Genomic DNA, 12,457 nt, shown 5'->3' with positions numbered 1-12,457 from the left:
GTCTTCTTTCTCAATCATAGTAATCAATTGGTGGATTGTTTTTTTTGTCTGACTGTCCATTCTCCATTGCCGCTAATGCTTGATCTTTATCTTTCAGTAAGCTTTCGTAGTTAGCCTTTAGCACAGCTATCTCGTTTTCTTTTTCTCGCTGATAAGCCGCTTTTTCTTCTTCTAACTTTTGTTCATTGTTCGTTTCATACCCCTGAATTGTTTCTTTAAGCTGTTTGATTTCCTTGCGCTGTTGAAATAAGGTAGCACCAGAAGTTAATAGAACAACCAAAGCTCCAATCAAAGCAGAGCCGATAATGACTAAAACTAATGATAAATAGATTTTTTTAATCAAGAAATTAACCGGAACTTCCTGACTATTAGAAAGGGCAAAGATCACAATCAGCAAAACTAAAATAAATCCTAGTAGTACTTTCCATTGTTTTTTCATATGCCTTCCTACTTCCTATTAAATAATCCACCCGCTAAAAAATCCCCAATTTGTGGGAACAACCCATAAAAGCGACTTGCTCCTTCCATTATTAGTGGACGATTGATTTCACGAGTCGGTTTCCCCATTTTGTTGACGATTGTCTTTGCCAGCTTATGCGGGTCTAGGACAATTCCACCTAGGTTTTCTAAATAACTTCCGCTTGGATCTGCTTTATCAAAAAATTCTGTTGCAATTGGCCCAGGGTTGATTGTTGTGACAAAAACGTTTGCCGGACGCAATTCTAAACGTAAAGCATTAGAAAAGCCAAGAACCGCAAATTTCGTTGCCGAGTAAACCGTTGATTTAGGAGTCGCCATCTTCCCAGCCATTGATGCGACATTAAAAATGTGTCCTTGTTTATTATTCACCATGGCGATCGCAATTTTTTGAGTAAAGTACATCATACCTAAAACATTGACATTAAACATATTTTTCGCTATCTCTAAGTCAAAATCTACGAAGTTTTCGAACATACCAAAACCAGCGTTGTTCACTAAAACATCCACTTCACCGACTTCATCTGATATTTTTTCAATCACTGATTCTACACTATCTGGATCTGAGATATCTAATTGAAAGGCATATGCAGCCTTACCGCTTAATTCACTACAATGTTCCTTTACTTGGCCAATTAAGTTAATCCGACGTGCACAAGTAACGACGATTGCACCACGTTTTGCTGCTTCGTAACAAATCTGTTCGCCTAAACCGGCTGAGCCACCGGTCACAACGACAACTTTATCTGTTAAATCCATGAGTTAACCTTCTTTCTTTATAATTTGGGTAAAAATTTTAAAAGCTATGAAAATGGAATATCAATGATGTCGAAATCTCGCGCAAGCTGCGTATTGGGAAAAATCTCCTGTGCTTCGGCTTCCAATTCCTTTGCTTCCTTCGCAAGATACCTTGCAGAAATATGCGTCAACATAAGTTTTCTTGCCTTTGCTTCTTTCGCAATTGATGCTGCCTGCTGCGTCGTTGAATGGAAGTACGCGCGTGCGAGTTTTGCTTCATTTTTATTAAAGGTGCTCTCGTGAACAACCACATCACTGTTTTTCGCAAATTCGCTAGATCTAGCTGTGAACCGAGTATCACCAAAAATAGTGACCACTCGTCCGTGTTTACTTTCACCAACAAAATCTTTTCCGTTTATCGTCCGGCCATCTGCCAATGTGACGGTTTGGCCTTGTTTCAATTTTCCGTATATTGGACCAGCAGGAATGCCTAATTCAGCAAGTTTGTCTACCTGAAGCATGCCTTCGTGATCTGCTTCTGTTACACGAAAACCAAAGCTTTCAATTCCATGATCCAGCAACATGCACTCCACAGTAAATTGCTTATCTTTGAAAATTACGCCCTCTTTCAACTCGACAAATTCTAACGGATAAGCCAGATGAGTCTTTGTTACCTGTAAGGATGTACGCACATATTTTTCTAAACCAGCAGGACCGTATATAATAATCGGTTCCTCGCCACCTTGGAAGGAGCGACTACTCAATAATCCAGGCAAACCAAAAATGTGGTCCCCATGTAAATGAGAAATAAAGATCTTTTCTATTTTTCGAGGTTTAATGTTTGTTCGTAAAATTTGCATTTGAGTTCCCTCGCCGCAGTCAAATAACCAAATGGCATTTCGCTCATCTAGCAATTTCAATGCAAGACTGCTGACATTTCGATGTTTCGCAGGCACACCTGCGCCTGTTCCTAAAAATTCTAGTTCCATATTTCTCCTGACTTTCTATCAAACTATTATTATTCTAGAAGAAAGTCTAGCTTTCCGCAATCTAAATAGGAAAAAACTCATTCGAACCGATTAATTTTCAGAATTATCTTCCTTCTCAGCCTTTTCTTTTGATGCTTTCGCCATTTCTTGAGTCTTTTTCACTTCTGCTTCAACTTCTTCGTATTCCAAACGTGTGATCTCGCCGCCTAATTCCATCATAATTAATTGATTTAAAGGGCGATTATCTTCTTCCTCAGCGATTAACAATAAGGCGGTATCACCTTCACCAATTTTATCTATCAAAAATTCAAATACTCCCGTAGCTTCTCGAACTTCTTTCGCGTCTTGAGTAGCTCCGATCATTCCGCCGGTAAACCAGCCGAGCAAAATACCGATGGGGCCGCCAAGTATTCCAACCATCATACCGATCAACCCACCCGTTGAACTTTTGTTGCTGCCAGTAAAGTCTAAAAAGTCTTCAATTTCAAATTTGTGTTCACCGTCATCTGAATGATGGACTACTGCCATTTGTTCGCCTTTAAAAGACTTGTTCATATGAAGACGTTTAGCCTTAGAAAACGCCTCGTACGCCTTGGACTCTACATCAAAATTCATAATGATTACTCGTTTTTCCATTTAAAATCGCTCCCTTATTCTTTTGACTTTAGTTTAGCAATAAATAAGGGTTTTGGAAAACAGAACGAGTTTTATCCGCATAATTAAATTATGTAAACAACGTTACTTCAATAAGCTCAGTTGAACTTTTGGTTTTTATCTATAAATTCATTGATTAACAATAGAAAAAAACAAGTACCCTCTTTTGGAAACAAAGGAGGATACCTGTTTTCATTCACTGTAAAACTAATTTCCAGTTTTAATTTCTTCCATAATACGATCATCAACTACATAGTGATCAAAGAATACTTTGGATAATTGATATCCTTCGCCCCAATTTGTACGAATAACATCGTATTCTACACCATCAATTTTCAGTTTATTCCGCAAATGTTTAATTATAGTAGATAGACGTGTCATGTGACTTGCTGAATCACTATCACCCCAAATTTTAACAGCTAAATCATTTCGGCTAATTGGAGCTTCTTTAGTAGAGATTAAAGTACTTAACATCTCACGTTCTGAACGAGTCAAATTCCATAATGGGATCGGACGTTTTTCCTTTTCGCTTTCTTCTTTTTGAGTTCTCATTCCAAAACCAATTGAATAAACAGATTCCTTTAACGTTTTCTCAGCAAGTTTCTCTCTTAACCCGCTAAGTGTTTCGTCTTCAAGTAACCACTCATCAACGCCTTGTGATTCCCATTCTGATTTCTCCTCTTTTTGAGGCATCCGATCAGTTTCACGGATAATCGTGAACTTCTCGCCAACTTCTTCAAGAATGACAGTTAGTTCCTGATCAGAAATTGTTTCACTAACGATTAATACATCAAAAAAGTTCATTACTTCTAATGGCACTTGTTTTGCTTGGAGCATCGTTAGTAATTTAGCTGAACTTAAAACTTCAATGTTTAATCGTTGTAGTTTTTCAACTAAAGGTCTCTCAACTAAGATATTGTGCGTTAAAATTAATACTTGCATCACATTATTCCCCTTTTTTATTATTAAAAATAAGTTTCCGACAAATTGCGTAAGGAAAGTTTTATTAATTAACAATATAATTATTACTTCTTACACTGTTAGTTTACACTGCCATTCACTCGAGCGCTACCGAAAAGCTTATATTTCACCACTCACAATTAGAATTATTGATAAAATTTTTGGGTTAAAAAAACTTTTCCTAGATAAAATAATTCAATTATCATTTTTAAACAACACTTTTTTCAATCATTCATAAAAATTTAGAACATATAACATTCGTATTTTTTTAGGGGCTTTATTAACAAAATAAATTGATAACGTAAGATGAGTATCGTTTTCATCCCTGTATACCTAACTTTCATTTTCTGTTCAATATAATTCATGAAAAATTCAATTAAATTTTTTAACTATTTTCAAATCGAGATAGTGTCGAAATAGTTCGTAAAATGTTTGTGAAAAAATATAGATAAATAACAGTAAAAATAACACCGATTTATTATCAAGAATTTCGAATTATGTTTTTTTAACTTGTCAAAATTCTTCAATCAAAAATTTCTCTTAAAAATAAATTAATATTTTAGCAAACCTTTATCCCGGATTTTCGAGAAACACGTCAATTATCGATAATTAAAAACACTTTCATTTTATTTTCAGCACACAAAAAAGTACTGCAAAATGACTTGCAGCACTTTTATAAGTTATTAGTATTGTTTCTGAATACTTAGTCAACAAACTCGAATTCAAATTTATCTATGCGGACAAGGTCTCCATCCTTAGCTCCACGAGCACGTAGAGCTTCGTCCACTCCCATGGAACGAAGTTGACGCGCAAAACGCATAACTGTTTCATCATGATCAAAGTTCGTCATTTTGAAGAGTTTTTCTAATTTCTCTCCGCTTAATACCCAAGTAGCATCTGGTTCGCGAGTAATAGTAAACTCTGGTTCATTGGATTGGAATCCATAATTTACAGTATCTTCTTCAACTTCTTCATCATATAATAAAAATTCTGGTGTAACTTCTAATAAGTCAGCCGTCGCGTTCAGTAAATTGTCTAATCCCTGTTTTGTAATGGCTGAGATAGCAAAAACTGGAATATCCTCCGCGAATTCATCTTCCTTATCCTTCTTAAGCTGTTCCTTGAACTCTTTCAGATTATCTTCTGCGTTGGGCATGTCCATTTTATTCGCAACAATAATTTGTGGACGTTCCAATAAACGTAAATTGTGTGTGCTTAACTCCTTATTGATTGCTTGATAATCTTCATAAGGATCTCTGCCTTCCATTCCACTCATATCGATTACATGTAGAATGACTCTCGTACGTTCGATATGGCGTAAGAATTGCGTACCTAAACCAACGCCCTGAGAGGCTCCTTCAATCAAGCCGGGTAAGTCGGCCGCTGCAAAGCTGCGACCATCACTGGTAGTAACCATCCCTAAGTTAGGAACTAATGTGGTAAAGTGATAGGCGCCGATTTTAGGACGTGCAGATGAAATCACAGAAAGGATGGTTGACTTTCCAACAGATGGAAAACCAACTAATCCGACATCCGCTAAAACCTTCAATTCTAATTCTATATTTCGCTCTTGTCCGGGTTCGCCGTTTTCGGCTAACTCAGGCGCAGGGTTCCGAGGGGAGGCAAAACGAGTATTTCCTCTTCCTCCTCTTCCACCGTGTGCAACAATCAACTCTTGACCGTTTTCAATTAAATCACCGATCAAAGCTCCTGTGTCGGCGTCGCGAACAGTAGTCCCCGGCGGCACGCTCACATAAGTATCTTCTGCACCTCGACCGTGCATTCCTTTACTCATTCCATTTTCACCTGGAGTTGCTCTGAAATGGCGATTATAACGGAAATCCATTAATGTACGCAGTCCTTCATCAACGACTAAAATGACATCGCCACCGCGGCCGCCATCACCGCCTGCAGGGCCGCCATCTGGAACATATTTTTCTCGACGAAAGGCGACCATCCCATCCCCGCCTTTACCGGCTTTGACATCAATGGTTACTTGATCTAAAAACATGGACATTTGGTGTCCTCCTTATCTCTATATATTATTGACTACTGAATCTCCACACTAAACAAAGTCTTGTATATTGTAGCTAGATTGAACGAAAAAGTCCATTCTTATTGATAGAAGCTTAAAAAAATTATTGAATTCTCGCGTTTTTTTGCTTCCAAGTATTATCTTTTGACAAAAATTTTGATGCGTTGCACAATAAAAAATGTAAGGCGTCAAGCTTTGCTTGATATAAAAAGGAGGAACTTTTGGTTATGACAGTAAAAGTAGGTATTAATGGATTTGGACGTATTGGTCGTTTGGCTTTCCGTCGAATCAAAGAAGTGTCTGACGATATTGAAGTAGTAGCAATCAACGATTTAACAAGTCCTACAATGTTGGCACAATTATTACAATTTGATTCAACACATGGCACATACCCTGGAACAGTTACTGCAACAGAAGATTCAATCGTTGTTGACGGCGAAAAAACTCGTGTATATGCTGAACCAGATGCAAGCAAAATCCCTTGGGTAAAAGAAAACGGTGTTGACATCGTTCTAGAATGTACTGGTTTCTATACATCTGAAGAAAAAGCACAAGCTCACTTAGATGCTGGTGTAAAACGCGTCGTTATTTCAGCTCCTGCTGGACAAATGAAAACAATCGTTTATAACGTAAATGATGATACTCTAGATTCAAATGATAAAATTATTTCTGCTGGTTCTTGTACAACAAACTGTTTAGCACCTATGGCTTATTTCTTAAATGAAGAATTTGGGATTGAAGTTGGTACAATGACAACTGTTCACGCATACACATCTACTCAAATGTTACTTGATGGACCAGTTAAAGGCGGAAATCTACGTGCTGCACGTTCTGCTGCAGACAACACTATTCCTCATTCAACTGGCGCTGCTAAAGCAATCGGCTTAGTAATTCCAGAATTGAATGGAAAATTACAAGGTCATGCTCAACGTGTTCCTGTTGTTGATGGTTCATTGACTGAATTGGTTTCTGTACTTAAAACTAAAGTAACTGCAGACCAAGTAAACGAAGCAATCAAAAAACACACCGTTGATAACCCATCATTTGGTTATGATGATCGTGAAATCGTTTCTGGTGATGTTATCGGTACAACTCAAGGTTCAATCTTTGACCCAACTCAAACTGAAGTAACTTCAGCGGGCGACTACCAATTGGTTAAAACAGTTGCTTGGTATGACAACGAATATGGTTTTACTTGCCAAATGATTCGCTTGTTAGAAAAATTTGCTAACTTATAAAAGTTTGCTCAATTTTTAGGAGATCTTTTAGATCTCCTTTTTTTATTGCCCTTATTTAATAAAATTTTTGAAGCAAAAGTCACTGATTTTTCATAGGAAGTGAGTTAAAAGTTTGTTATCATAAGAATGATAATAAGTTCAAAAGGAGAATACTATGCAATTCAAAAAATTAATGATTGGTGCAACTCTTGCTTTATCAATCGGCTTACTCGCAGCTTGCGGAAGCGATAACTCTACGAAAGATACAAAGGACAGTGCCGCAAAAACTACTGAATCTAGTGTAGACTTAAACAAACTGGAGCTCCCTCAGCTAAATGACAAAGTAACTGATGATGAGTATTTGGTGGAACTTGTAACAACTGAAGGAAATGTTAAAATCAAGCTTTTCCCTAAGCAAGCGCCAAAAGCGGTAGAAAATTTCGTGAAGCACGCAAAGGACGGCTACTATAAGGATACCCCCTTCCATCGTGTGATTAAAGACTTCATGATTCAAGGTGGCGATCCTAAAGGGGATGGCACCGGTGGAGAAAGTATTTGGAAAAAAGGATTCAAGACAGAAGATTCAAAACAGCTCTATAATATTCGTGGCGCACTTTCCATGGCACGTGCAGAATCTCGAAACAGCAATGGGAGCCAATTCTTCATTGTAACCAATAATGAAGATGTTAGTGATGGCTTAGCGATTCAATATTATCCAGAAAAAATCATTGAGCAATACAAAAAAGGCGGCGCCCCTCAATTAGATGGCGAGTATACAGTCTTTGGTCAAGTAATTGAAGGCATGGACGTTGTTGATAAAATCGCAAATGGTGAGGTCAAAGATAGTGATTCTGGTGAGAAATCTACACCAGTGAACCCTGTCAAAGTAACAGAAGTAAAAGTTTTGCAAGAACCTAAAAAATAGTAGTAGCAAAAGAACCAAAAACTCTTCATTTAGAGCTTTTGGTTCTTTCTTTGTAATTTCTATTTTTTCTGTTCCTTATCTCCCACAATAAAAGTGAATTCACATTCAGTTACCACTTTATCCTCCACTGTTGCCCATGCTTTAGCAGTGCCTACTGGTCCCTTCACTTTTTGAATATCAAAGTTCAAAAATAGCGTGTCTCCTGGTCGAACAAATTCTAAAAATTTTGCATTGTTGATACCGCCAATGTAGGCAGTTTTCCCCTCAAAAGCCGCTGATTTTAAAATTAGCAAGGATCCTGCTTGAGCTAACGCTTCAACAATCAAGGTTCCTGGCATTATTGGCTCCCCTGGAAAATATCCCTGGAAAAAGTCTTCATTCATCGTCAAATTTTTGACGGCGGTGATATGTTTTTCATCCTCGAACTCTGTAACAGCATCTAAATAATAAATGGGAAAGCGATTTGGAATCGCAGCCATTATTTCTTCGACAGTCATAATTTTCTCCATTTTGCACCTCTATGAATATTTTATTTGATTATCAAACTATCATATTCTTACAGTTTAATCAAGGTCTATGCAAATATTCAAAAAAATAGTTTGACAATCAAAGCTTTTTCCAACATAATGAGAGCATATTATTTTTTATATTATTTAGGAGTGTGTCATTTAATGTCTATTTTATCTGGAAAGAAAATAATCGTAACAGGCGTAGCCAATAAAAAAAGTATTGCTTGGGGATGTGCAAAAGCTATCACCGATCAAGGCGCAGAAATCATCTACACATATCAAAATGATCGCATGAAGAAAAATTTAGTGAAGTTAGTTGGTGAAGATGCCAACATGTTTGAGCTTGATGTAGCTAGCGATGAAAAGATCGAAGCTGCCTTTGATTCTATCAAAGAAAAATTTGGTTCAATTGATGGATTGGTGCACTCTATCGCCTTCGCTAACAAAGAAGAATTATCTGGGAATGTAACTGAGATTACTCGTGACGGCTTCCAGTTAGCACAAGATATCAGTGCATACTCTTTACTAGCGGTTTCAAAATATGCGGCGCCTTTAATGACTGACGGCGGCAGCATCGTGACTATGACTTATATGGGATCTGAACGTTCTATTCCTAATTACAATATGATGGGAATTGCAAAAGCTGCTCTAGAAGCCGAAGTTCGTTATTTAGCGACTGAGCTAGCTCCTAAAAACATTCGTGTCAATGCGATATCTGCTGGAGCCATCAAAACTTTAGCAGTAACAGGTGTAAAGGACTATCAATCACTTTTGAATTTATCTGAAGAACGCACGCCCGATAAAGTTGCGGTAACCATTGAAGAAGTTGGAAATTCATGTGCTTTCTTACTAAGCCCATTAGCCACAGGTATTATCGGTGATGTTATCTACGTTGACAAAGGGGTTCATCTAAGCTAATAGCTTGCGACTCATTGTTTTTGAACACTGATAATTTTATTCCATGACTTAACAAAAAGCTGCCCATTATGCATAATGGACAGCTTTTTTGTTAGGTTAAAATATTTCCAATATCCCCATTAAAATCGCAAAAAAGAGACGCTTTACTGGGGATTTAATCGTACTTCTTACGTAGTGAATGTGCGCCAGACAATACCATAGAATAAAAAATAGGAAAAACAACACCCCTAAAACAACCCAAACAATACTCATTCTTTCTCCTTCAGAAAACTAAACTTCGAAAATCCACCCTTCTGGTGCTTCTACATCACCAAACTGAATACCAACAAGTTCGTCATATAATTTCTTCGTCACAGGTCCCGTTTCCGTCTCGCTATAGAAAACATGGAAATCATCGCCATTTTGAATTCCGGCTATTGGTGCGATTATTGCAGCAGTACCACAGGCACCTGCTTCAGTAAATTTGTCCAATTCATCTAAACGAACGTCTCCTTCGATAGCCTCTAATCCAAAACGTTCCTTAGCTAAATGTAACAACGAATATTTGGTAATACTTGGTAAGATTGATGGTGATTTTGGTGTAATAAATTCATTATCACGAGTAATTCCAAAAAAGTTCGCCGATCCGACTTCCTCTATCTTAGTGTGCGTCGCAGGATCAAGATAAATACAGTCAGAAAAATTGCGATCATGAGCGATTTGACCAGGTAGTAGACTTGCCGCATAATTGCCGCCGACTTTAGCCGCCCCTGTACCAAATGGTGCCGCACGATCATATTCCGATACAATAAAGTTACTTGGTGTCAGTCCACCTTTAAAGTAAGGTCCTACTGGCATACAAAATACCCCAAATAAATACTCTGGAGCTGGGACGATTCCAATATTTGGGCCTACTCCAATCAAATATGGACGAAGATACAATGTTGCACCAGTTCCATATGGAGGAACGTATTCTTCATTGGCGCGTACAACCTGCTTAACTGCATCGATGAATTTATCTTCTGGAACAGCGGGCATTTGCAGACGCTCCGCGCTCTTATTCAACCGCTTTGAATTTTCGTCTGGACGGAACAAATTGATTTTTCCATCTTTGCGCCGATAAGCCTTTAATCCTTCAAAGCATTCTTGTCCGTAATGGAGACATGTCGATCCTTCATTAATGGTGATCGTATTATCCTCAGTTAATACGCCCTCATCCCATTGACCATTTTTCCAACGAGAAATATAGCGGAAAGGTGTTTTGATATAATCAAACCCCAATTCTTCCCATTTTATATTCACCATTCTATCATCCCCTTCTTATTTAAATGTTAGTCTATCACTTTCTCTGATCGTTGTCATGAGTTTTTTCAATTGGGAGGAAATTATGGTTTTTTCCTTAGTCGACAGAATAGAGAAAGATTGTTACACTATTTTTATTACTTTATTGAGGTGACCTATGTTTTTATTTACAACACAAACAATCGACTCTAGCAATACAAATGTTGTTGACCAAGCAACGGAGCAATTGTCTGCATGGCAAAAATATTGGCAGTCAATTGATTGGGATCGCGTATTTTCTATTTTGATTCAAAAAGGACTGACGATTTTAGCGGTTCTTATTCTGTTTTACTTGATTCGAAAAATCGGTAATTTTTTGATCAATCGATCCTTTGATCGACAAAAGAAAAAAATCGCAGACAATGTAACTAGGATCGAAACCATCCATACTTTGACACTTAATGTTTTCTCCTATACATTATTTTTCTTCTTTCTCTATTCTATCTTAGATACATTAGGTATTCCGGTGGGCTCATTATTAGCGGGAGCTGGAATTGCCGGCATCGCTATTGGTTTAGGTGCTCAAGGCTTCACCAACGACATTATTACTGGTTTTTTCATAATTATGGAGCAGCAAATCGATGTCGGAGATTATATTCGCTTGGTGAACCTTAATATAGAAGGAACTGTGACCTCTGTTGGTATACGAATGCTGCAAATGAAAGCGGCTGACGGAACTGTGCACTTTGTTCCTAATCGAAATATCACTACCATTAGTAATCTTTCTCGTGCTCATATGCAAGTAAAAGTGGATGTTCGTATTCAACCAGATGAAGGATACGATAAAATCAGTCAATTGATTGATAAAGCCAATCAAAAACTTGCGGAAGATTTTAAAGACGAGATCTTTGATGGACCCACACTCTTTGGTATGGTTGATTTAGGCAATAGCAACTACGCCATCCGTACGATTCTTTATGTCACAAATGGAAAACAATATAAGCTTCAAGAGGAATTTTTGACCACCTATGTAAAAGTTCTAAATCAGAATGGTTTTACGATTCCAAATAATCCAATAACAATAGGAAAATAAAAACATCGACCCATGATTAACTTCATAGGTCGATGTTTTTATTGAGTAAATGGGTTTCCATATTTGTCACGATAGCCATAATAACCCAAACGGTATAAATCAACTTCTTTTTTTGCTTGAATCAGACTATCGCCGGTCAATTGAAGTGCATATTCTGTGAACTCTAACGAAGCTGTTCCATTTGCTGTGACCAGGTTACGATCGCTAACAGCTTGTCTTTCATAAAAATTGTCTGGAGTTTGATAGTTAGGAAAATCATGCCATAGGAAACGTGCATTTCCAGTGTGCTTGTACCCCTCAAGAAAACCATGCTGGGCCAAATAATCAACTGCTCCGCAGATTGCAGCAACAGGTAATCCGCGTGTCATTTGATTTTGAATGATTTGATAAAGCTCTTTGCTATGAATGTTCCAAGAGTTGCCACCAATCAATACTAAAAGATCATAAACTTGATCGATTTTTGAAAAATTCAAATCAATTACTGTTTGCAAACCGCCAATTGACTCTACTTTTGGTAAATTCGAAGCCGTTTTTATTTGCCAATCCTCACGCTGGTTAAGCAGACTCAGTAAATAGGCACCTTCCCAATCGGCATATTGATCTAGCAAAACAAATAATGCTGTTTTCATACTATCTCTCCCTTCCGCTTTGTTTAGTATCTTCAGTTTAACAAAATCGGAAA

At 37.6% G+C, this 12,457-nt stretch carries 13 protein-coding genes; 4 read left to right on the top strand and 9 right to left on the bottom strand.

What is annotated here, in order from left to right; all coding sequences use genetic code 11:
- Positions 1–10: 10 nt before the first annotated feature.
- The 6 genes from J9537_RS07435 to obgE form a co-directional block, all read right to left on the bottom strand.
- Positions 11–439: a LapA family protein gene (locus tag J9537_RS07435; RefSeq protein WP_218257290.1), complete on the bottom strand. Its 429-nt coding sequence runs from the start codon at positions 437–439 to the stop codon at positions 11–13.
- Between the two features lie 8 nt (positions 440–447).
- Positions 448–1,236, bottom strand: a complete 789-nt coding sequence (locus J9537_RS07430) for an SDR family NAD(P)-dependent oxidoreductase (RefSeq protein ID WP_218257289.1) — start codon at positions 1,234–1,236, stop codon at positions 448–450.
- A 44-nt stretch (positions 1,237–1,280) separates the two neighbouring features.
- Positions 1,281–2,204, bottom strand: coding sequence for a ribonuclease Z (rnz, locus tag J9537_RS07425; RefSeq protein WP_218257288.1), 924 nt, complete (start codon positions 2,202–2,204; stop codon positions 1,281–1,283).
- A gap of 90 nt (positions 2,205–2,294) precedes the next feature.
- Entirely contained in the window at positions 2,295–2,840 is a 546-nt protein-coding gene (locus J9537_RS07420; RefSeq protein ID WP_010744784.1) for a DUF456 domain-containing protein, read from the bottom strand.
- A gap of 225 nt (positions 2,841–3,065) precedes the next feature.
- A complete protein-coding gene (locus tag J9537_RS07415) occupies positions 3,066–3,800 on the bottom strand; it encodes a winged helix-turn-helix domain-containing protein (RefSeq protein WP_010744783.1) in 735 nt (244 codons plus the stop codon).
- 721 nt (positions 3,801–4,521) lie between these two features.
- A complete protein-coding gene (obgE, locus tag J9537_RS07410; RefSeq protein WP_010744782.1) occupies positions 4,522–5,835 on the bottom strand; it encodes a GTPase ObgE in 1,314 nt (437 codons plus the stop codon).
- A gap of 245 nt (positions 5,836–6,080) precedes the next feature.
- Between obgE and gap the strand changes: the two genes are divergently transcribed.
- On the top strand, positions 6,081–7,091 hold the full coding sequence (gene gap / locus J9537_RS07405) for a type I glyceraldehyde-3-phosphate dehydrogenase (RefSeq protein ID WP_088932521.1): 1,011 nt from the start codon (positions 6,081–6,083) through the stop codon (positions 7,089–7,091).
- Positions 7,092–7,245: 154 nt separating this feature from the next.
- Positions 7,246–7,995 carry a peptidylprolyl isomerase gene (locus J9537_RS07400; RefSeq protein ID WP_218257287.1) on the top strand — a complete coding sequence of 250 codons (750 nt, stop codon included), beginning with the start codon at positions 7,246–7,248 and terminating at the stop codon, positions 7,993–7,995.
- Positions 7,996–8,054: 59 nt separating this feature from the next.
- Here the strand turns inward: J9537_RS07400 and fabZ are convergent, their stop codons facing one another.
- Positions 8,055–8,504 carry a 3-hydroxyacyl-ACP dehydratase FabZ gene (fabZ, locus tag J9537_RS07395; RefSeq protein WP_010744779.1) on the bottom strand — a complete coding sequence of 150 codons (450 nt, stop codon included), beginning with the start codon at positions 8,502–8,504 and terminating at the stop codon, positions 8,055–8,057.
- Positions 8,505–8,666: 162 nt separating this feature from the next.
- Between fabZ and fabI the strand changes: the two genes are divergently transcribed.
- A complete protein-coding gene (gene fabI, locus J9537_RS07390) occupies positions 8,667–9,422 on the top strand; it encodes an enoyl-ACP reductase FabI (RefSeq protein WP_218257286.1) in 756 nt (251 codons plus the stop codon).
- A 270-nt stretch (positions 9,423–9,692) separates the two neighbouring features.
- On the opposite strand, the gene J9537_RS07385 is transcribed toward fabI, so the two are convergent.
- Positions 9,693–10,706, bottom strand: coding sequence for a branched-chain amino acid aminotransferase (locus tag J9537_RS07385; RefSeq protein ID WP_218257285.1), 1,014 nt, complete (start codon positions 10,704–10,706; stop codon positions 9,693–9,695).
- Positions 10,707–10,860: 154 nt separating this feature from the next.
- Here J9537_RS07385 and J9537_RS07380 point away from each other — a divergent pair, with 154 nt between their 5' ends.
- Positions 10,861–11,775 carry a mechanosensitive ion channel family protein gene (locus J9537_RS07380; protein ID WP_218257284.1) on the top strand — a complete coding sequence of 305 codons (915 nt, stop codon included), beginning with the start codon at positions 10,861–10,863 and terminating at the stop codon, positions 11,773–11,775.
- Positions 11,776–11,813: 38 nt separating this feature from the next.
- Here J9537_RS07380 and J9537_RS07375 read toward each other — a convergent pair whose 3' ends face one another.
- Positions 11,814–12,404, bottom strand: coding sequence for a DJ-1/PfpI family protein (locus tag J9537_RS07375; RefSeq protein ID WP_218257283.1), 591 nt, complete (start codon positions 12,402–12,404; stop codon positions 11,814–11,816).
- Positions 12,405–12,457: the final 53 nt, after the last annotated feature.

It is taken from the genome of Enterococcus raffinosus (assembly GCF_019175485.1).
Taxonomy (GTDB): domain Bacteria; phylum Bacillota; class Bacilli; order Lactobacillales; family Enterococcaceae; genus Enterococcus_A; species Enterococcus_A raffinosus.
This window is presented reverse-complemented; position numbering and strand designations above follow the sequence as displayed.